The sequence below is a fragment of the Aliiroseovarius sediminis genome (assembly GCF_022678485.1).
In the GTDB taxonomy this organism is placed as follows: domain Bacteria; phylum Pseudomonadota; class Alphaproteobacteria; order Rhodobacterales; family Rhodobacteraceae; genus Aliiroseovarius; species Aliiroseovarius sediminis.
Genome location: NZ_JALBYP010000032.1, coordinates 79,488 through 100,251, shown reverse-complemented (window position 1 = coordinate 100,251; position 20,764 = coordinate 79,488). Strand labels below are relative to the sequence as shown.

Below are 20,764 nucleotides of genomic sequence, written 5' to 3'. Positions count from 1 at the left end.
TTTCAGGAGAACACAACATGGCAACCGTAGCTGTCACCGATGCCACCTTCGAACAGGAAGTGCGTCAGTCCGACCTTCCCGTGATCGTCGATTTCTGGGCCGAATGGTGTGGTCCTTGCAAGCAGATCGGTCCGGCATTGGAAGAATTGTCGGCCGAATACGAAGGCAAGATCAAGATCGTGAAGGTCAATGTGGACGAAAACCCGAATTCACCCGCGCAGATGGGCGTTCGTGGCATCCCCGCACTGTTCATGTTCAAAGACGGTCAGGTTGTGTCCAACAAGGTTGGCGCCGCCCCCAAGGCCGCGCTCCAGTCGTGGATCGATGAAGCCGTCTGATCCTGCCAAAGTTGAACAAAAAAGCCCCGCCGAAACTGGCGGGGCTTTTTTTGTTGCCTTTGTGCCGCTGTGGTCTGCGATCAGATCAACAGAACCTGCGTGCCATTCTTGGCATAGCTGAACAGCTCGGCGATGTGCCTATTATACAGACCGATACACCCGTTAGACGACTGGCGCCCGATCTTGCGCGTGTCATGCGTGCCGTGGATACGATAGTATTTCCAGCTAAGATACAGCGCATGAGTGCCCATCGGATTATCCGGGCCCGGACCGACGAAGGGCGGCCATTCCGGGTTGCGCTTGCGCATCGCCGGTGTTGGCGCCCAAGACGGGCCTTCAACCTTGCGAACGACGCTGGTGCGGCCCAGCCGGGTTAGATCTTCGCTCAGCGGAACCGAGCTTGGATACAGCCGATAAAGTGATTGATCTTCGGACCAGTAATGCAAACAGCGCGAGCTTGTGTCGACCAGAATTGCCCCATTGCGCGTGTTGCTGAAATAGGGCCGCCAATCTAACGAACGGAAGCTTGAAATATTGCGCTTGACCACCTCGGTCAGATCGCGTTCGCCTTCGGTCGTATCTTCAAACTGCGCAAGCGCAGGTGTTGCCAGACCACTTGCTGCCGCTATCGTTCCGCCAATGAATGCGCGCCTGCCCAGCAGGGCTTCAGTTTTTTTCCGCATTGCTCATCTCCAAAAGATTCACGTGTTGTGTACATATATATGGCGCTTTAGCACCAGTCGCAAATCAAACGGCATTGATCAGCCCATTCTCGCACTACCGTCATTTGCTACTTTGCGCCACTCACGATATGCAGGCCCGATTATAAAGGTTCTTGAACGAGAGAAAGACAATGCGTGTATTTTTGATTGCGATCGCCGCGACTGTTGCCTTGGCAGCCTGTGATCCGGGGATGACCGGCACCGGTGGTGGCGTGAATATCTATAAAATCTCGTCGTCGCAGACGTCGAAGATTCAGTACCGGATGCTGGACAGCATTAATGAACTGCGTCAGGCCGCAGGCGCGCCGCCATTGCAGCTGAATTCGCAACTGAACGCCGCCGCGCAGACCCATGCACGCGACATGTCGGTGCAAAACCGCCCGTGGCATTTCGGCTCTGACGGCTCATCACCGATCGACCGGGCACGCCGAGCAGGGTATTCAGGCCTGTATCTGGGGGAAAATATCTCGGAAACTTTTGAAACCGAACTTCAGACCCTATCGGCCTGGATGGGTAAGCCTGACACACGGCGCATCATCCTTGATCCGCGCGCGCGAAACTTGGGCTTTGCGTGGCATCAAGAACGCAACGGCAAGATCTGGTGGGTGATGGAGATGGGAGGCTAAGCCCCTATCCCCACGCACTTTTACGGGTTGATGTCGATCACGGTGCCCAGCCGGACCATCGTGAAAATCTCGCGCATCTCACGATCCTTGACCGAGATACATCCAGCCGTCCAATCAGGCCGCTTGGGATCCTGCGGTCGCCTGCCGCCGTGGATGAAGATGTCACCACCGGGTTTGCGCCCTGCGGCGCGAGCCGTCTCGACATTCTGTCGGTTGGGGTACGACACGCCAATTGACAGATAGAACGCGCTTTTCGGATTGCGGCGGTCGATCACATACCGCCCCTCGGGCGTTTTGCCGTCGCCTTCATATTTCTTGCGGCCGTTGGGCGCGAATCCAAGGTCGATTCGATAGCTTTTAAGGATCTCGTTTCCGTGCATCAGATACATCTTGCGCGCGCCCTTGTTAACGATGATCTGTGTCACCTCTGGCCCATCATAGCTGTATTGCTTGGGGGCACAGGACGCGACAAAGACCAAGGACAGGACCGCGAGGATCGTTAAGTAGAGTCTCATTTCTGGTGTCCACACTGCTCGTTTTTTTAGCATCGTAGATCAGAATGCGCGCAACTCAAACCCATTTGCTTAGCAGTCGCGTTATTGGCGAAACCGTTCAGGTTTGGGTAAAGCTGGCCACCTGTTCGATATGGGTCGACCACCGGAACTGGTCCACGACCTGCACCCAATCCAGCGTATACCCCGCATCGACCAGCGTCTTGGCATCCCGCGCAAACGTGACTGCACTGCAAGACACCATCGCGATTCGCGCGATATCCGACACGGCAAGCTGTTCGATCTGTGCCTCGGCGCCCGCGCGGGGCGGATCAATCACTGCGGCGTCGAAACCAGTCAGATCGTCGGCCATCAACGGGTTGCGAAACAGATCGCGCACCTCGGTCTTCACGTGACGCAAGCCCTGCGTCTGACGCCAACCCAGCGCAAGCGCATCTGCCATGGCGGCGTGTCCTTCGACCGCCAGAACGTCAGCCGATTGGGCAAGCGGCAGGGCGAAAGTGCCACAGCCCGCAAACAGATCAACAACGGATTTCGCGGGCCCGACAACCTCGCGTACGGCATCAAGCAGCGCGGCTTCGCCTTCGCGGGTGGCTTGTAGAAACGCGCCCGAGGGTGGCACCACGGCGGCGGCTCCGAACATCTGCGCAGGTGGCGTTTCGGTCGCAATCACCTCGCCATTCCAGGCAAGTCGCGCAAAGCCGAATTTGTGCAGGGCTTGCGCCAGATCAGTCTCTAATTCGCGGTCAAGTGGCTTTCCGCCCGTGACAGCGACATCCAGCCCAGCCGCAGATTGCACGACATTGATCGACAATTCACCCTTGCGCGACGCACCGAACATCGCCAATTCGCCCAGCGCCGGAAGCGCCTGCAAAATGTTCGGGTGCAACAGGTGGCAATGTTCGATCCCGGTGATCGCACCCGACTTGCGCCCATGAAACCCGATGATCGCCCCTTTCTTTGCGCGCTTAGCAGAAAGCACCGCGCGGCGGCGCGAGCGTGGGGGCGAGGTCTGGATCGGCCGAAAGTCAGGCGACAACCCATGCGCCGCAAGCGCCGTGCGGACGACATCGGTTTTCCAATCGGCCACAAACGCATCCGAGGCATGAAGCAACGCACACCCGCCGCAGGCATTGTAATGCGGGCACGACGCCTTCACCCGATCAGGCGAGGGGGTGATGATGCGCGGCGCTTCGATGCGCCCATCCACGACCTCGCCGGTGATGGTTTCGCCGGGCAGGCAGCGCGGTGCGAACACTGGCCCCGGCGCAATGCCATCGCCCAGATGCCCCAAGCGCTCGATCAGATATGTGCCGGTCACGTCAGCAGATCCTTTCGTTGCAATTCAAACCCCGACGCGATCCAGCGCGCTTCTATGCGGCGCAACTGTGCGCCCAGTTCAGGGCCGTTGAGCGCGGGCATCAGGTCGGCGGGCTGCACGGGAAACGTGGCCTGCGCACCTTTCGCGATGTCGTCCCAAATACACGCATCCAACGGCGCACCCATCTGCGCGGAACGAAGCAGCACCACGTCTGTGGCAAGATCGGCACCGTGGCGATAGGCCAGTTCCCCCGCCGGCATGACCGAGCCCATCCCCTCCCGAATGACCGCCAACTGCTTCCGGTCACGTTTGGACAGGCGCAGGCGGTCGGGCACGTCCTGGCCCCCCAAAGCAGCAAGGCGGCGGATCGGGTCTGGGGGACAGTCGCCCTCCAGATGGATCAGGGACGGGAGGCCACTGGCATCTGCCCCCGGCAGAACAATTCCAAGCACGCCGGTCTGCGCCATCGTCGCAACCGCACGGGCCGGATCAGGTGCGGCTAGCAGCTTCAGCATCTCGGCACCGACACGTTCGCGGGAAAGCGTCTCTAACCCAGCCAAATTTGAGGCAATCCCTGCCAGTGCGTCCGCGTCCATTCCGCCAGCGGGGTCGCCATACCAAGCATGAAACCGAAAAAACCGAAGCGTGCGCAGATAGTCTTCGCGAATACGCGCGCCTGCGTTGTCGATGAACCGAACCCGCCGCGCCCGCAGGTCATGCAGCCCGCCCAGCGGGTCGCAAATGGCGCCGTCGGGCGTCGCATAAAGCGCATTCATCGTGAAATCACGCCGATGGGCGTCGTCTTCCAGCCGATCCGAAAACGCGACCACGGCGCGCCGCCCGTCTGTTTCAACGTCCTTGCGGAAGGTCGTGACCTCCAGCCCTTCGCCATCGGCAACAACAGTGACGGTGCCGTGATCAATGCCTGTCGGCACAGCACGCAGCCCAGCGTCGACCGCAATTCGCATCACCCGATCAGGCAGCGCGTCGGTGGATAAATCAAGGTCCGAGATCGGCGCACCCAACAGATCGTTGCGCACACACCCGCCGACGAAGAACACCTGATGTCCCGCGGCCTCAATGGCGCGACTCACGGCCTGCGCGGCGGGCGCATTGATCCAATCGCCCCGCACACGAGTCATTGCGGCAACCTTTCAGCCAGCCCGCGCAACATTCGCGCGGTGGCGCCCCAGATATAATAAGGCCCGAACGGCACGGTTTCATACATCCGCATATGACCCTGCCAATACCGCCCTTGCTGGCTGTATCGGGCAAGTTTCGTCACGTGTTTCAGGGGAACCAGAAACACCTCTTCCACCTCGCCAACCTCGGCGATAATGTCGAAATGCCGCGTTATATGCCCCACGATGGGCGTCACGGAAAAACCCGTCACGGTCTCATGCGACGGCAATTTACCGATGATATCGACCAAGTCCGAAGGCAGACCGACCTCTTCCTGTGCTTCGCGCAGTGCAGCCGCAGTGGCATCGGCGTCGCCCGGATCAACCTTGCCGCCGGGAAACGCGATCTGGCCGGGGTGATGCTTCAAAGCTGAAGAGCGCTTTGTCAGGATCAACTGAAGTTCGTCTTCGCGCCACAGAAGCGGAACCAGAACACCCGCAGGACGCAGCTTGCGCCCTGCGGGCAGTTGAATATCCGGGTTCAGATCGAAATCCGAACTGGCCCGGCCCGGTTGGGCAAGGGCACGCCGGATCATGTCGATCATGTCAGTCACCGGCATCATCCGGGTCAATCGCGTCCTTGCCCAATGTGGCTGGGTCAAGGTCGTAATGCGCGCCACAGAACTGGCAACTTGCCGTCACCCGGCCATCGTCGGTGGTCATATGACGCAAATCGCGGGCTGAATAGATCGACAGGCTTTCGCGCACGCGGGCCTCTGAACACGGGCACCCGAAGCTGACGGCTTGCGGCTCAAACACGCGCGGTTCCTCTTCGTGAAACAGCCGCACCAACAGATCCGTCGGCTGAACCGAGGGGCCAACCAGCTCAAGTTCCTCCACCGAGCTGAGCAGGATATTCGCCCGGTTCCAGTTTTCGGCATCATCATCCGACATCAGATCTTGCGCAGCCAGCAGGCCACCTTCACCAGAACCGCCTTCGCCTGTGACATGCGGCGATGCCTTGGGCAAATGTTGCAGCATCACCCCACCTGCGCGCCAGCTTTCTTCGCCGCCGGTCCAGGTCGATTTGCCGAATGTCAGGTGAAATCGGGTGGGCAACTGTTCAGACTGCGCAAAATAGGCCTGCGCGCAATCGGACAGGGAATTGCCGGCAAGCGGCGTCATTCCGGTATAAGGCTTCTGTTCGCTGCCCTGATGAATCAAGACCGCGAAATACCCCTTGCCGATCTGCGCAAACCCCGGCCCATTCGCGTCCAGTCGGTCGGCGTCATAGCTGGCATAGGCGCGAATGGTGGCGGGTTCGCCCTCTTTCTCGGGGGCATAATAATCGGTTGCGATCAGCCGCGCCGGCCCATCACCGCGCACTTGCAACGACAGCTTCCATTGCATCTTGATGGTCTGGCCGATCATTGCAGTCAACATGGCGGCTTCTGCGACCAACGCCTCGATTGCGGGGGGATAGTCGTGCTGCGACAGGATGGTGTCCAGGGTTCCGTCCAGCCGCAACACCCGGCCGCGAATGTCACTTCGGTCCAATTGAAAAGGCAGGATGGTATCATCCCAGGCAATTTGGGTTCCAAGGGTCATGGGGTTTCCTATCGGCGTTCAGCTTGGCATACCGCGTCTATATGGTGTCGGCAACCGAAGGAAAAAGGGCAGATGCGTAGATTTGGCTCGCAACGGCAGTTTGGTCGCAAATACGTGCTGCGCCCCGGCGCCTATGCAATCCTGATCGCCGGGCGCGATATGTTGATCACCCATCAGGCCGAACCGTTTGACGAATTTCAATTACCGGGTGGCGGCATTGAGCCAGACGAGCGCGGCCCGGTCGCGCTGCACCGCGAGGTGCTGGAAGAGACAGGCTGGAAAATCACCAAACCCCGGCATTTGGGTGCCTATCGACGGTTCACATATATGCCCGATTATCAGATCTGGGCGGAAAAGATCTGCCACATCTATGCCGCCCGGCCGACACGTCAGATCGGACCACCACAGGAGCCAGGCCATAGCGCGATTTGGACCGGACCAAAGGCGGCACTGCGCCTTCTATACAATGACGGAGACCGGTATTTCGTCCGGCGTTACGCCCTTTCTGGGCGGTAGGTGACCATCACGCAAGACAGGTCATCGCCCAAATCCCGGCCGTTAGAGAACGCATCAAGATCCCACACTAACGCGTCGAACAGTGCTTCGTTGGTCACGTTGCTATTTTCCTCAAGAATTCGGGCAAACCCATCTTCGTCCAGCATGGTACCTGTGTCATCCACACATTCCGTGAAACCGTCGGAATAAAAGAGCAGCCGATCACCCGGCGCCAGCATAAGGTGTTGCCGTTCAAACTGCGCGTCCTCGATCAAGCCGACGGGCAAGCCACCTTCACCAACGAACCGCACACGGTTATCAGAAAGCAGCACCCCGTTCGGGTGGCCGCATTGCGCCATCTGGACGGCGCCGGTTTGCAGGTTCAGATAACCGAACAGCATGGTGAAATAATGTTCGGACCGCAGATCGTTCAACAGAAGCTGGTTCAAGTCTCGCGCTACATCCTCGGGCGGGCGACAGACGTAATCACCATTTGGCGTCACATCCAACGCAATGTTATGCGTAGGCGACCCATCAGAGAGATAGGATGCCAGCCGCGCTGTCAGAAGCGCCGAGGCAATCCCATGCCCGGACACATCAATCGAATAAAAGGCCAGCATGTCGCGACCTGCATCGAAAAACCCGACCAGATCGCCCCCCACATGGCCGCAGGGCTTCAGCATCAGCGACACTTCCGCCTTGCCGAAATCCCTGTATTTCTCGCGCACCAGCGATTGCTGCATCTTCCGCGCTTCGACAAGGTCACGATCCAGAGAGTCATAAAGCGCCCGGATCTCGGCCAGCGTGGCGGTGACAAGCCGGTTCTTGTCCTGCAGTTCACGTGTCATCGACAAAACCCGTCCGCCTGCATTGATTCGCGCGCGCAACTCGTCTGCGTTGACCGGCTTGGCAAGAAAGTCATCCGCCCCCACGTCCAACCCCTGCGCAACCGCCCCCTTGTCGGTTTTCGCGGTCAGCAGGATAAAATAAACATAGCTACCATGTGACAGTTCACGGAAGGCCTTGCACAGTGCCAAGCCGTCCATGCCGGGCATCATCCAGTCACTCAGGATCAGGTCAAACCGTTCGGTCTGACAGATTTCCAACGCCTCACCACCGGTGCCGGCTTCGATCACTTCATACCCCTGCCGGGTCAGGGACGATGTCAAAATGCGGCGCTGCGCCCGACTATCGTCAACGACCAGGATACGGCGCACCGGATTGTCGGTCACTGGCAAAGGCGTTGCCGGTTGGGTGGGTGCATCACAACCTATATATGCAGATGCGGCGTTCAATCGGCGTCCTCGACCTTGGATTCGGTTCTGTTGACGATGGTTAGCCATCATCGTTTAACAGGCCTTTAATACGAAATTTTTATCAAAAAGCAGCCACTTACTGGTTGTTAACGAATGATCACTACTGTGAAGGCGTAAGTGTCGGAGGTTTTGATGATCAATTGGGATCGCGTAAACGATTTAAAGGCCGAAATCGGCGATGACGATTTTGCCGAGGTGGCAGAGTTGTTCCTGGAAGAAGTGGAGGAGGTGATTTACCGCCTCAAGTCTGCGCCCAAACCCGCATTATTTGAACAGGACATGCACTTTTTGAAAAGTTCGTCCCTGAATCTGGGCTTCGACGCCTTGTCGAAGCTCTGTGGCGAGGGTGAGCGTGAGGCGGCTGCGGGCAATTATGATGCGGTTCCATTGGCCCCGGTGTTTAAGACCTATGACGAATCGAAAACCGCTTTCTTGCTGGGGGATTAGACAATGAACTCCGCAACAGTTTCGTCGTTGGTGATATCGGAATAAACAAAGCCGCGGTCATCCAACCGGGAAAACAGTGTCTCGAAATTCTGTGGGCTGCTTGATTCGATACCGATCAGAACCGACCCGAAATTGCGCGCGCTTTTCTTCATGTATTCAAACCGCGCAATATTGTCGTCAGGACCAAGAAGTTGAAGAAAATCACGTAAGGCACCCGGTCGCTGGGGCAAGCGCAGCAGAAAATATTTCTTCACGCCCGCGTAGCGTTGGCTGCGTTCCTTCACTTCGGGCAGCCGTTCGAAATCGAAATTCCCGCCCGAGGTCACGCAGACCACGGTTTTTCCCTTTATCTCGTCGCGCAGATCTTTCAGGGCATCGACGGACAAAGCGCCGGCGGGCTCCAGCACCACACCTTCGACATTCAGCATCTCGATGATCGTGGCGCAGATGCGATCTTCGGGCGCGGTCAGGACGTGGTCGGAGGGCACCGATTTCAGCACATCAAATGTCATCCGCCCGATCTGTGCCACCGCCGCGCCATCGACAAAGTTATCCACATGATCAATCTTGACCGGCTGCCCGGCGTTCAGCGCGGCCCGCAAACTGGCGCCGCCTGCTGGTTCGACATACCTGATGTCAGTCTGGGGTGCGACGTCGCGCAAATATTGCGTGATTCCCGCCGATAACCCCCCACCCCCCACAGGCAGCACGATCATGTCCGGCGCGCGGCGCAGTTGTTCGACAATCTCGGCGGCGACGCTGGCTTGACCTTCGATTACATCCAGATCGTCGAAGGGTGACAGAAAGTGCCCACCGGCGTCAGAACAATACCGCTTTGCCTCGGCCAGTGTGTCGTCGAAATAGTCACCAACCATGCGGATTTCCACATTATCGCCACCGAACATGCGCGTCTTGGCGATTTTTTGACGCGGCGTGGTAACAGGCATGAAAATCACGCCCTGAACATCGAAATGCCGGCAGACAAAAGCCACACCCTGCGCATGATTTCCGGCCGACGCACAAACGAACACCCCTGTCCCGGGACTGCGCGCACGCACCTTCGCCATCGCATTCAGCGCGCCGCGGATTTTATAGCTGCGCACCGGGCTGAGGTCCTCGCGCTTCAGCCAGATATCGGCGTCATAGAGACCCGACAGGTGATCGTTTCGTTGCAAGGGCGTGGCCGCAAACAGCGTTCGCATCAGATGCTCGGCGCTGTGGGCTTTGTCTGTAAAGCTGGTCATAACCCAGCTTTTGCCTGAAACGGCCACCGGTTCAAGCCCTGCATCGCTGGACCCGACCAATCGCGGGGCGACGATCCTTGCTCTTGCCAACAAAAAAAGGTAACTGCGCGCAGAACACATGTAGGAGAATATGATGTCAGCACCCAAAAAAGTTGTTCTTGCCTATTCCGGTGGTCTTGATACCTCGATCATTCTGAAATGGCTGCAAACCGAATACGGGTGCGAGGTGATCACGTTCACCGCTGATCTGGGTCAGGGTGAAGAACTGGAACCGGCCCGCAAAAAAGCCGAGATGCTGGGCATCAAGCCAGAAAACATCCACATCGAAGACCTGCGCGAAGAATTTGTGCGCGACTATGTATTCCCGATGTTCCGCGCCAATGCAGTGTACGAGGGTCTGTATCTGCTTGGCACCTCGATTGCGCGGCCCCTGATTTCGAAACGGCTGGTCGAGATTGCCGAAGAACATGGTGGTGATGCGGTCAGCCACGGCGCCACCGGCAAGGGCAACGACCAAGTGCGGTTTGAATTGGCATGTTACGCGCTGAACCCCGATATTCAGGTCATCGCGCCGTGGCGTGAATGGGATCTGGGGTCACGGACGCGCCTGCTGGAGTTCGCCGAGCAACACCAGATTCCGGTCGCCAAAGACAAACGCGGCGAGGCGCCATTTTCGGTCGACGCAAACCTTCTGCACACCTCGTCCGAAGGGAAATCGCTGGAAGATCCCGCCGAGGAAGCGCCCGATTACGTGTATCAGCGCACCGTGCATCCCGAAGACGCGCCCGACACGCCCGAATATATCGAGATCGGCTTTGAAAAGGGCGATGCCGTGTCGATCAACGGGGTCGAGATGTCGCCAGCAACGCTTCTGACCGCGCTGAATGACTATGGTGGCAAGCACGGGATTGGGCGCATTGACCTTGTCGAAGGGCGCTATGTGGGCATGAAGTCGCGCGGCATCTATGAAACACCGGGCGGTACGATCCTTCTGGACGCCCATCGCGGGATCGAATCGATCACCATGGACCGCGGCGCGATGCACCTGAAAGACGAGTTGATGCCGAAATACGCCGAGCTGATCTATAACGGCTATTGGTTCAGCCCCGAGCGCGAAATGCTGCAAGCCGCCATCGACGCCAGCCAGGACCATGTGACCGGCACCGTCCGCATGAAGCTTTACAAAGGTTTAGCCCGTGTGGTGGGCCGCTGGTCGGACCATTCACTTTACTCGGAAGAACACGTAACGTTCGAAGAGGATATGGGCGCATATGACCAAACCGACGCGGCGGGGTTCATTCAGCTCAGCGCCCTGCGCCTGAAACTGATCGCTATGCGCAACAAACGTTTTGAAAAGTGACTTACGACGACGATTTCGACGATGATGAACTGGAGATGTTCATCGAAGCTCAGGACACCGTTTGGAGCGATGTCCTGAGCGAGTTGCAGGCCGGGGAAAAGACCAGTCACTGGATGTGGTTCGTATTTCCGCAGCTGGCCGAATTGGGCCAGTCGGACATGTCCCAGCTTTACGGGCTTGAGGGGCTGGAAGAAGCGACCGCCTATCTGGCACATGACGAATTGAAACGTCGGCTGGTTATCACCTCGTCCCTGCTGCTGGAACATACTGGGACGGACCCAGTTGCGATATTGGGCAAGATAGACGCGAAAAAATTGCAATCCAGCATGACGCTTTTCGCCGCAGTGCCGGATGCGCCATCCGTCTTTGAACAGGTGTTGGACGCTTTTTATAACGGCGCCCCGTGCCCGCGCACCGTGGTGGCTTTGGACCGAACCTGACGTCAGCCGCCCTTTGGTCAATCTTGTCTTCCCGCTTCGCCGCCCTTATCGCTGACGAAAAGGGGAAACAAGATGCCACTTCAAAAAATCGCCGAGGGGATTCAGGCCGGTCTTGATGGGCGCGGCTTCGACGGGTCGCTTAAATTCGATTGCGGGCCAGACGGGGTGATCGTGTTGGCCGACAATCACGCCAGCACGCAAGATCGCGATACCGATTGCGCGCTGCGTCTGTCGACCGAGCACCTGCAACAGCTTCTTGCCGGGAAACTGAACCCGATGACCGCCGTGATGATGGGCAAAATCAAGATCTCGGGCGATGTGCCGACCGCGCTGAAACTGGCAAGGCTGCTGGGTTAGAGCCTTTCGGCCAAGAAATCCACAACCTCGTCTGCGCGCGGCATAACCTCGGACGTGCCTTCACGCGTGACCTGAATGGCAGATGCGGCCGAGGCTTTCAGAAGCGCGGTCTTGACCCCGTGCCCCTGATCTAGAGCCGCCGCAAAATTACCGATGAAACAATCCCCGGCGCCAGTCGTGTCGACAGGATCGACGCGAAAGGCGGGGGCGTTGACCTCGGTGCCCTTAACCTGATCGCGCCATACTGCCCCATCAGCCCCGCGCGTGATCAGCACGGCAGGCACATTGATATCCTCGATTGCAACGCCCAGCGCCTGCGACAGCTGATCGGCTTCGACCTGGTTCAACGCAAGAAGATCACAGAAGGGCAGCACCGCCTGAACCGCCTTTGGCTCGAACGGGGCGGCGGAATAGATCACGCGCATCTCTTGGGCGCGTCCTGTTTCGGCGGCGCGCTGCACATGGTCGGTTTCGTTCTGTAACAGCAATATGTCGCCTGCGGTCGCCGCTTCGATCGCCGCGCGAACCGCATCCCATTCCATCGCTCGATTGGCGCCGGGCAGCAGCACGATCTGGTTCTCAGCCGCCCGGTCGACATAAATGTTCGCATGTCCTGTAGGTGCGGTCAGCGACTGAACATGCCGCGTATCGACGCCCGCTGCGTCCAGCGTATCACGACACCATCCACCATTTTCGCCGACCGCACCGATATGGATCACAGCACTGCCCGCCCGCGCTGCGGCAACCGATTGGTTGGCGCCCTTCCCGCCCATCTGCTGCACGTAGCGGTCAGAGCTAAGTGTCTCGCCCGGTTGCGGCAGGTGCGGCAGGTAGTAGAAATTGTCGATATTGATCGAGCCGAAATTGAAGATGGGCATGGTCCCCCCTTATTGCCGAAACCCTAGTCTTTGACACGGCCACCGCAAGCTGAAATCTTGATATCCGCACGATGCGACCGACGTTTCATTCCGCTTTATGGATGTGACTTTGTGGTTGTATTCCATTGTATACCGACTATACGAGGGCCAGAATTCAGGTTTCTCGCAACAAGGGACAATCCGCCATGACCACTCAGATCGACGCCACCTTGATCCCCGGCGATGGGATCGGCCCAGAAATCACCGAAGCCGTGACCGCCATCCTTGACCACATGGGCGCGCCCTTCAAATGGGATGTGCAGCAAGCGGGCATGGCAGGCATTGACGCATCTGGCGTACCCCTTCCGCAAGAAACAATCGATAGCATCCGCCGCACCAAGCTGGCGCTGAAAGGTCCCCTGACCACCCCGGTTGGCGGTGGCTTCACGTCGATCAACCTGCAACTTCGGCAGGAGTTTGAGCTTTTTGCCAACGTGCGTCCCACCAAGACCATCAAGACCGATGGCCGGTATGACAATGTCGACATGGTGATCTTTCGCGAGAACCTTGAAGGGTACTACATCGCCGACGAAGGATACATGGAACATAACGGCGACCCGCAAGGCAAAGTCTACTCCACCGGTTACAACACCAAAGATGAAGCGCGGCGGATCACCCGCGCTGCATTCGAATACGCTGTCGCCAACGGGCGCAAGAAAGTCTCGATCGTTCACAAGGCCAACATCCTGAAACTGCTGTCCGGCATGTTTCTTGAAGAAGCGCGCGACGTGGCGAAAGAATACGAGGGCCGCGTGGAATGGGATGACCGCATCGTTGATGCCTGCGCCATGCAGATGGTCATGTATCCCGATGCCTTCGACGTGATCGTCACCACCAACCTGTTCGGCGACATCCTGTCCGACCTTGCCGCCGGGCTGGTCGGCGGTCTGGGGCTGGCCCCCGGCGCCAATATCGGCAAAGACGCCGCAATTTTCGAGGCTGTCCATGGATCGGCCCCCGACATTGCCGGCCAGCAGAAAGCGAACCCCTGCGCCTTCCTGATGGGTGCCGGTCTGATGCTGGAACATGTAGGCCTGAACGGCGACGCGGACCGTCTGAAAAAGGCCGTGATAGACACTGTTCAAGCGAAAGACCGGGTTACGCCCGATTTGGGTGGCACCGGCAACACCATGTCGATCGCCGAAGCGATTATGGATCGGCTTTAGGCCCGTTTGACGCGCCTCAAAGACAACTCAGATAAATCATGCGAGCCTGCACGAAAGAGGCTCGCATGACAGACTTGATCACCGTCACAAATGATACCGTCGAAAAGCACGGTTTCTTCTGCAAGATGAGCGCACGCAAGACCAGCGCTTGGAAGCGGAAGCGCGCGTGGCTGGCTGACCGGTTTTCAGAAGGGATGCAGCTGCGCCTGCTGGGCGACAGCGAGCGCGGGTTTGTCGAATTCATCCCAGCCAAGTACGCTTGGCGCGGTATCGAAAACGCCGATGATCTTGTTGCCATTCACTGCCTTTGGGTTGTCGGCAAAAGCCAGGGCAAAGGCCACGCCAAACAACTGCTGGACGAAGTTGAGGCTTGGGCGCGTGATAACGGCTATCGCGGCGTGACCGCCCTGACCCGCAAAGGCAATTGGTTGATCGACAAGAAAATCCTGGCGGCGCGTGGCTATGATCCTGTCGATCAGTCAGACCCTGACTTTGATCTGATGCTAAAGGCATTTGGCGACGTTCCATTGCCGCGCATTGTCGGCGGTTTTGACCAGAAAGCCACCGCCTGTGGCCCCGGCTTGAGCGTGTTTCACAGTGCGCAGTGCCCGTATCTGGAAGACGCTACCAGCAACGCAAAAGATGCGGCGCACGACGCAGGCATTCCCTTTCGCGCCATCGAAGTCACATCCGCAAAGCAGCTGCGTCAGCAGGTTCCGAACCCTTATGGCGTATTTTCCATCGTCCATGATGGGCGCGAGATTGCCAGCCACTATCTGTTGAAGAAACAGATCATGCCGCTGCTTGCGTTATCATAGCCGAAAACCGCCCCTTCTGCGCGCAAGTCCCTTTTTTTTCGTGGCAATCTTGTGTATGTGGGTGGGGAAATCTCACCTTTCGCCATTCGGGGCGTTGACCCCTCGGCGAAGCTCTCCACGAAAAAAGAGGTGTCCTGACATGACCGATACATCGCAACCTGATATTCTGTATACCATTGTAGACGAAGCGCCCGAGCTGGCCAGCGCGTCGTTCCTGCCCATCATCAAACGCTTTGCGTCCGCCGCCGGCGTGACCGTTGGCACCAAGGATATCTCGCTTGCGGCGCGCATCTTGGCGGCTTTTCCCGAGAAGCTGACCGAAGAACAACGCCAGACGGACGATCTGGCCGAACTTGGCAAACTGGTGAAAACACCCGATGCCAACGTGATCAAATTGCCGAACATCTCGGCCTCGGTGCCGCAACTCATGGCAGCGGTAGAAGAGCTGCAGGCGCAAGGCTACAAGCTTCCTGACTATCCGGAAGAGCCCAAGACAGACGACGAAAAAGCCATCCGCGCGCGCTATGATGCGATCAAGGGCTCGGCGGTGAACCCGGTTCTGCGCGAAGGCAACTCGGACCGTCGCGCGGCAAAAGCTGTGAAGAACTTCGCCCAAAATAACCCGCATTCAATGGGGGATTGGTCGGCTGACAGCAAAACCAAAGTATCGTCCATGCCCGACAATGATTTCTATGCGAACGAGAAGGCAGCCACGATCACCGCAGATCAGGCAGGTGACGCAAAGATCGAATTCGTCGGCAAAGACGGCGACGTTACCGTTCTGAAAGACGGCTGGATGCTGGATGAAGGCACCATTGCGGACGCAACCTTCATGTCGGCCAAAGCCCTTGGCGCCTTCTTGGCGGATGCCATCCAGGATACCAAGGCCGACGGCACCATGTTCTCGCTTCACCTGAAAGCGACCATGATGAAAGTCTCGGACCCGATCATTTTCGGTCACGCCGTGAAAGCCTGGCTGGCCCCAGTGTTCGAAAAATATGGCAAGAAACTAGAGGCGCTGGGCGTTAGCCCGAACTCGGGCATGGGCGACTTGCTGGAACGTGTGAAAGGCGACGCCGAGATCATGGCCGCCATTGACGCCGTTCGCGCCGAACGCCCCGCTATGTATATGGTCGACAGTGACAAAGGCATCACCAACCTGCACGTGCCGTCAGATGTGATCATCGACGCCTCGATGCCCGCCGTGATCCGCGCGGGCGGCAAGGGCTGGGACGCCGACGGCAATAAAGGTGATACCAATTGCGTGATCCCCGACCGCTGCTATGCGACCGTCTATGACGAGACGATCAACTTCTTCAAGGAAAACGGCAAGCTGGACGTGACCACTGCCGGTGCTGTCGCAAATGTGGGTCTAATGGCGCAGAAAGCCGAAGAATACGGCTCGCACCCCACCACGTTCGAAGCGCCCGCCGATGGCACCATTCGCGTCGTTCTGGCAAATGGTGACACGCTTCATTCGCACGACGTTGAAGCTGGGGATATCTGGCGCGCTTGCACCGTGAAGAAAGCACCGATCGAAAACTGGATCGAGCTTGCGATAGACCGTCAACGCCTGACCGGGTCGGAAGCGATCTTCTGGCTGGACGCAAACCGCGCCCATGACGCCGAGCTGATCAAATATGTGAAGCCAGCGTTGAAAGAAGCCGGTGTCGCCGACAAGTTCCAGATTATGGCCCCGCGTGAAGCAACCCGCCAATCGTTGAAAACCATCACGGCGGGCAAGGATTCGATTGCCATCACCGGCAACGTGCTGCGCGATTATCTGACGGACCTGTTCCCGATTCTGGAGCTTGGCACCTCGGCCAAGATGCTGTCGATCGTGAAGCTGATGAATGGTGGCGGGCTGTTTGAAACCGGTGCCGGTGGCTCGGCCCCTAAACACGTTCAGCAGTTAGTCCAGGAAAACCACCTGCGCTGGGACTCGATGGGCGAATTCTGCGCGCTGGGCGAAAGCCTGAACTTCTTGGCAGATCAGAAGGGCAACACCAAGGCGGGCGTTCTGGGTCGTGCGGCTGAGGATGCGACGCAGGGTATTCTGGACAACAACCGTTCGCCCTCGCGCAAGGTCGGGGAGCCGGACAACCGCGCCAGCCACTATTGGTTTGCGCGCTATTGGGCGGAAGCTCTGGCTGCCCAAAACGACGACGCCGAGATCGCGGCAGAATTTGCCCCCGTAGCAAAAGCACTGGCTGACAATGAAGACGCCATTCTGGGCGAGCTTGCCGCTGTTCAAGGCCCGACGGCCGATATCGGCGGCTATTACCACCCGAGCGCAGAGAAGAAAGCCAATGTGATGCGGCCCAGCACGACGCTGAACGACATCATCAGCTAATCTGTCCGCAGGGTTAACCGCACGCCCCGTCAGTTGTCTGGCGGGGCGTTTTCGTTTTGATAAGGCGTCGTTAAATGCGCTTAGCGTTCGCCCAACCGGGCCGCGGCCAAGACCGCCATGTTCAGAATGTCGTTTGACGTCGAGTTGGTCGAGCAAATCTGGATTGGTTGATCAATACCCGACAGGATCGGACCAATCACCGTCGCGCCTGCCAGTTCCTGCATCATCTTGACCGAAATTGACGCCGAATGCCGCGCCGGCACCACCAGAATATTCGCGGGGGCCGACAGGCGACAGAACGGATATTGCGCCAGCACGTCTGCGTTCAGGGCAACATCAGCTGTCATCTCGCCATCAAATTCGAAATCCGCGCCGCGGGCCTCCAGAATGGCGGGCGCTTCGTGCATCTTTTCGGCACGTTCCGACACCGGATACCCGAAGGTCGAGAAGCTGACGAATGCCACCCGCGGTTCAAGCCCCAAGCCACGCGCCACCCCTGCGGTGCGTTCGGCGATGTTTGCCAAATCCTCGGCGTCGGGCCACTCATGAACCAGCGTATCGGCAATCAGAACGATGCGCCCCCTGTGCAAAAGCGCGGTCACACCAACCGCACCATCGGTGGCGCGCGCATCGAACACATGGTTGATCCGGTCCAGCACATAGGCGGATTTGCGGGTGGCCCCCGTGACCAGCCCATCGCCATGCCCGTGCGCCAACATCAGGGACGCGAACACATGCCGGTCGCGCGACGCCAGCCGCCGGATATCGTGGTGATCAAACCCGGTCCTTTGAAGACGGTTGTACAAAAAATCCTTATAGGCAGGCAGATGCTCGGTATTGGCGGCATTCACGACGCGCAGTTCACGCACGGCGTCACCCAGCCCTTCGGCTTGCAACTTGGATTTCACGTCCTCTTCTCGGCCAATGACCAAAGCGCGGCCATATCCGTTGCGCTGATACTGCACGGCGGCGCGAAGAACCTGCGGCGTGTCACCTTCTGCAAAGATCATCGTCGCCTGATTTTTCCGCGCCCGCGCCGTGATCCCGCGCAGGATCGAGGCAGTCGGGTCCATCCGCGCCTTCAAGCTAAGCTCATACCCATCCATGTCTATGATGGGGCGACGTGCGACGCCCGTATCCATGCCCGCCCGCGCAACGGCGGGGGGAATGACGTGGATAAGACGCGGATCAAAGGGGGTCGGGATAATATAATCGCGCCCAAAGGTCAGTTTCTTACCATATGCCAGCGCGACCTCGTCCGGCACATCCTCGCGCGCCAATTCGGCCAGGGCACGGGCGCAGGCGATCTTCATTTCGTCATTGATGGCGCGGGCATTGATGTCCAGCGCGCCGCGAAAAAGATAGGGAAAGCCCAGCACGTTATTTACCTGGTTGGGGTAATCTGATCGCCCCGTGGCGACGATCGCGTCGTTGCGCACCTCGTGGGCTTCTTCCGGAGTGATTTCCGGGTCGGGGTTTGCCATCGCGAAAATCACCGGGTTATCGGCCATCGAGGCGACCATGTCCTGCGTCACCGCGCCCTTGGCAGACACGCCCAAAAACACGTCAGCACCTTCCATCGCGTCTTCCAGCGTGCGCAGGTCGGTGTTGGCGGCGTGGGCAGATTTCCACTGGTTCATGCCTTCCTTGCGCCCCTGATAGATCACGCCTTTCGTATCGCAAAGGATACAATTGTCGTGCTTGGCGCCCATCGCCTTGATCAATTCAACGCATGCGATGCCCGCCGCCCCCGCGCCATTGGCGACGATCCGGCAATCTTCGATCTTCTTACCCGACAGGTGCAGCGCGTTCATCAAGCCCGCCGCACAGATCACCGCTGTTCCATGCTGATCGTCATGGAAAACGGGAATATCCATTTCTTCTTTCAGGCGCTGTTCGATGATGAAGCACTCGGGCGCCTTGATATCTTCAAGGTTGATGCCACCAAAGGTCGGGCCCATCAGCTTGACCGCGTCGATGAAGGCGTCGGGATCTTCGGTATCAAGCTCAATGTCGATCGAGTTCACGTCCGCAAACCGCTTGAACAGCACCGCCTTGCCTTCCATCACCGGCTTTGACGCGAGCGCACCCAAATTGCCCAACCCCAAAACCGCCGTCCCGTTCGAGATAACGGCGACCAGATTGCCCTTGTTCGTATAGTCATACGCCGTTTGCGGATCGGCCGCGATCGACTCGCACGGGACCGCCACGCCAGGGCTATAGGCCAGCGACAAATCGCGCTGCGTCGTCATGGGGACCGAAGGCGTGACCTCGAACTTGCCGGGCATCGGGTCCAGGTGGAAGGCAAGCGCCTCTTCTGACGTGATCTTGGCTTTGGGCATTGCGGCGGCCTTTTGTAAATGATCGTTGTGGGGCAAAGCCTTACAGGGGGTCGGCGGCGGCCTCAACCACTATTGACGTAATTTTATGTCTTGATATCGTTTTTAGACGTAATTTTAATGCGCTCTGCTCGCTGACCTTCGCAATAACAGCAATTTCGGTTTCGTCGTCGCGCCGTCATCATTCATTCGTGCCTTTTGGCCCGATCCGGCCTATACCTCGGCCAATGGTCAAGAGGTTTCATGTGGTACAGAAGATCTTACTAACGGGCGGCGCGGGGTTCATTGGCTCGCATACCTATGTCGCCCTGAAAGACGCAGGTTATGACGCAATCATCCTGGACAATTTCTCGAACGCCCGGCGCAATGTCACCGACCGGCTAGAGGTCATCACCGGCGCGCCCGTCACCTGCATCGAAGGCGACGTGCTGGACGAAGCCCTGCTTGACCGCATCTTTGCCGACCACGACATCGCCGCCGTCATTCACTTCGCTGCGCTGAAAGCGGTGGGCGAAAGCGTCGAGAAACCGCTGGATTATCTGAACACGAACATCGCGGGGCTGTATGCGCTGCTGCGCTCGATGCAGCGCGCCGACCTGTTCACGTTGGTCTTTTCGTCCTCGGCCACCGTCTATGGCCAGCCTGACGAATTGCCGGTCAGCGAGGCCGCGCCGCGCAGCTTTAACAACCCCTATGGGTTCACCAAGCTGGCCTGCGAACAATCTCTGGAGCAGATTGCCGCATCGGACAACCGCTGGACCTTCGGCGTATTGCGGTATTTCAACCCCGTGGGTGCGCATGACACCGGACTGATCGGCGAAGACCCGAACGACATTCCGAACAACCTTATGCCCTATATCGCCAAAGTTGCCACCGACGAATTGGAGCAGCTTTCGGTCTGGGGCGACGATTACGACACGCCCGACGGCACCGGCGTACGCGACTATATCCATGTGATCGACCTGGCGCGGGGGCATGTGCAATCGCTGGATGCACTGTTGAAATCTGGCAAGGGGCATGTGGTGAACCTTGGCACGGGCACCGGCTATTCTGTGCTTGAGGTGCTGCGCGCCTATGAACGTGCCGCCGGACGCACACTGCCTTACCGCATCGCGCCGCGCCGCGCCGGAGATGTCGCCTGCGTCTATGGTGACACGCGTCTGGCGAAGGAAATTCTGGGCTTCAAGGCGGAATTGGGTCTGGATCAGATGTGCGCCTCAAGCTGGAACTGGATCTCGCGGCGCAAAAACACCTGATGGGTCTT

Annotated in this window: 21 protein-coding genes; 11 read left to right on the top strand and 10 right to left on the bottom strand. The window is 58.4% G+C overall.

Annotated elements, in window-relative coordinates; genetic code table 11:
- The first annotated feature begins 17 nt into the window (after positions 1–17).
- Entirely contained in the window at positions 18–338 is a 321-nt protein-coding gene (gene trxA, locus MN186_RS09500; protein ID WP_242114136.1) for a thioredoxin, read from the top strand.
- Between the two features lie 80 nt (positions 339–418).
- Here trxA and MN186_RS09495 read toward each other — a convergent pair whose 3' ends face one another.
- Positions 419–1,021: a L,D-transpeptidase gene (locus MN186_RS09495; protein WP_242114135.1), complete on the bottom strand. Its 603-nt coding sequence runs from the start codon at positions 1,019–1,021 to the stop codon at positions 419–421.
- Between the two features lie 170 nt (positions 1,022–1,191).
- Between MN186_RS09495 and dalA the strand changes: the two genes are divergently transcribed.
- Positions 1,192–1,686 (top strand): divisome-associated lipoprotein DalA, encoded by a 495-nt coding sequence (gene dalA / locus MN186_RS09490; RefSeq protein ID WP_242114134.1) that lies wholly within the window; start codon positions 1,192–1,194, stop codon positions 1,684–1,686.
- Between the two features lie 20 nt (positions 1,687–1,706).
- On the opposite strand, the gene MN186_RS09485 is transcribed toward dalA, so the two are convergent.
- The 5 genes from MN186_RS09485 to hslO all read right to left on the bottom strand — a co-directional run bounded on the left by MN186_RS09485 (position 1,707) and on the right by hslO (position 6,248).
- The gene (locus MN186_RS09485) at positions 1,707–2,201 is read right to left on the bottom strand and encodes a L,D-transpeptidase family protein (protein WP_242114133.1); all 495 of its coding nucleotides are present in this window, start codon (positions 2,199–2,201) and stop codon (positions 1,707–1,709) included.
- 97 nt (positions 2,202–2,298) lie between these two features.
- Positions 2,299–3,519, bottom strand: a complete 1,221-nt coding sequence (locus MN186_RS09480; protein ID WP_242114132.1) for a class I SAM-dependent RNA methyltransferase — start codon at positions 3,517–3,519, stop codon at positions 2,299–2,301.
- The gene (locus MN186_RS09475) at positions 3,516–4,661 is read right to left on the bottom strand and encodes a CCA tRNA nucleotidyltransferase (protein ID WP_242114131.1); all 1,146 of its coding nucleotides are present in this window, start codon (positions 4,659–4,661) and stop codon (positions 3,516–3,518) included. The genes MN186_RS09480 and MN186_RS09475 overlap by 4 nt, the downstream gene beginning before the upstream one ends.
- Entirely contained in the window at positions 4,658–5,260 is a 603-nt protein-coding gene (locus tag MN186_RS09470) for a CoA pyrophosphatase (protein ID WP_420838926.1), read from the bottom strand. The genes MN186_RS09475 and MN186_RS09470 overlap by 4 nt, the downstream gene beginning before the upstream one ends.
- The gene (hslO, locus tag MN186_RS09465; RefSeq protein ID WP_242114130.1) at positions 5,247–6,248 is read right to left on the bottom strand and encodes an Hsp33 family molecular chaperone HslO; all 1,002 of its coding nucleotides are present in this window, start codon (positions 6,246–6,248) and stop codon (positions 5,247–5,249) included. Before hslO ends, MN186_RS09470 begins: the two co-directional genes overlap by 14 nt.
- 72 nt (positions 6,249–6,320) lie before the next feature.
- On the opposite strand from hslO, the gene MN186_RS09460 reads away from it, so the two are divergent.
- Positions 6,321–6,764, top strand: coding sequence for an NUDIX domain-containing protein (locus MN186_RS09460; RefSeq protein WP_242114129.1), 444 nt, complete (start codon positions 6,321–6,323; stop codon positions 6,762–6,764).
- Here the strand turns inward: MN186_RS09460 and MN186_RS09455 are convergent.
- Complete coding sequence (locus MN186_RS09455) at positions 6,743–7,975, bottom strand: PP2C family protein-serine/threonine phosphatase (protein ID WP_242114128.1); 1,233 nt, start codon at positions 7,973–7,975, stop codon at positions 6,743–6,745. The two genes, MN186_RS09460 and MN186_RS09455, sit on opposite strands and share 22 nt — an antisense overlap.
- A 216-nt stretch (positions 7,976–8,191) precedes the next feature.
- Between MN186_RS09455 and MN186_RS09450 the strand changes: the two genes are divergently transcribed.
- On the top strand, positions 8,192–8,506 hold the full coding sequence (locus MN186_RS09450; protein ID WP_242114127.1) for an Hpt domain-containing protein: 315 nt from the start codon (positions 8,192–8,194) through the stop codon (positions 8,504–8,506).
- On the opposite strand, the gene ilvA is transcribed toward MN186_RS09450, so the two are convergent.
- A complete protein-coding gene (ilvA, locus tag MN186_RS09445) occupies positions 8,503–9,750 on the bottom strand; it encodes a threonine ammonia-lyase IlvA (protein WP_242114126.1) in 1,248 nt (415 codons plus the stop codon). The genes MN186_RS09450 and ilvA overlap by 4 nt on opposite strands.
- A 133-nt stretch (positions 9,751–9,883) precedes the next feature.
- Here ilvA and MN186_RS09440 point away from each other — a divergent pair, with 133 nt between their 5' ends.
- From MN186_RS09440 to MN186_RS09430, 3 genes are all read left to right on the top strand, one after another.
- Positions 9,884–11,110 (top strand): argininosuccinate synthase, encoded by a 1,227-nt coding sequence (locus MN186_RS09440; RefSeq protein ID WP_242114125.1) that lies wholly within the window; start codon positions 9,884–9,886, stop codon positions 11,108–11,110.
- Positions 11,111–11,145: 35 nt separating this feature from the next.
- Positions 11,146–11,550, top strand: a complete 405-nt coding sequence (locus tag MN186_RS09435) for a DUF1810 domain-containing protein (protein WP_242114324.1) — start codon at positions 11,146–11,148, stop codon at positions 11,548–11,550.
- A 72-nt stretch (positions 11,551–11,622) separates the two neighbouring features.
- Complete coding sequence (locus tag MN186_RS09430; RefSeq protein ID WP_242114124.1) at positions 11,623–11,907, top strand: SCP2 sterol-binding domain-containing protein; 285 nt, start codon at positions 11,623–11,625, stop codon at positions 11,905–11,907.
- Here MN186_RS09430 and MN186_RS09425 read toward each other — a convergent pair.
- Complete coding sequence (locus MN186_RS09425; protein WP_242114123.1) at positions 11,904–12,785, bottom strand: ribokinase; 882 nt, start codon at positions 12,783–12,785, stop codon at positions 11,904–11,906. The two genes, MN186_RS09430 and MN186_RS09425, sit on opposite strands and share 4 nt — an antisense overlap.
- Before the next feature lie 185 nt (positions 12,786–12,970).
- Here MN186_RS09425 and MN186_RS09420 point away from each other — a divergent pair, with 185 nt between their 5' ends.
- The 3 genes from MN186_RS09420 to MN186_RS09410 all read left to right on the top strand — a co-directional run bounded on the left by MN186_RS09420 (position 12,971) and on the right by MN186_RS09410 (position 17,161).
- Positions 12,971–13,990, top strand: coding sequence for an isocitrate/isopropylmalate dehydrogenase family protein (locus MN186_RS09420; protein WP_242114122.1), 1,020 nt, complete (start codon positions 12,971–12,973; stop codon positions 13,988–13,990).
- 65 nt (positions 13,991–14,055) lie between these two features.
- Entirely contained in the window at positions 14,056–14,808 is a 753-nt protein-coding gene (locus tag MN186_RS09415) for a GNAT family N-acetyltransferase (protein ID WP_242114121.1), read from the top strand.
- 139 nt (positions 14,809–14,947) lie between these two features.
- Positions 14,948–17,161 carry an NADP-dependent isocitrate dehydrogenase gene (locus tag MN186_RS09410; protein ID WP_242114120.1) on the top strand — a complete coding sequence of 738 codons (2,214 nt, stop codon included), beginning with the start codon at positions 14,948–14,950 and terminating at the stop codon, positions 17,159–17,161.
- Positions 17,162–17,241: 80 nt separating this feature from the next.
- Here the strand turns inward: MN186_RS09410 and MN186_RS09405 are convergent, their stop codons facing one another.
- Complete coding sequence (locus tag MN186_RS09405) at positions 17,242–19,503, bottom strand: NADP-dependent malic enzyme (RefSeq protein WP_242114119.1); 2,262 nt, start codon at positions 19,501–19,503, stop codon at positions 17,242–17,244.
- A 242-nt stretch (positions 19,504–19,745) separates the two neighbouring features.
- Here MN186_RS09405 and galE point away from each other — a divergent pair, with 242 nt between their 5' ends.
- Positions 19,746–20,756: a UDP-glucose 4-epimerase GalE gene (gene galE, locus MN186_RS09400; RefSeq protein WP_242114118.1), complete on the top strand. Its 1,011-nt coding sequence runs from the start codon at positions 19,746–19,748 to the stop codon at positions 20,754–20,756.
- Positions 20,757–20,764 lie beyond the last annotated feature (8 nt).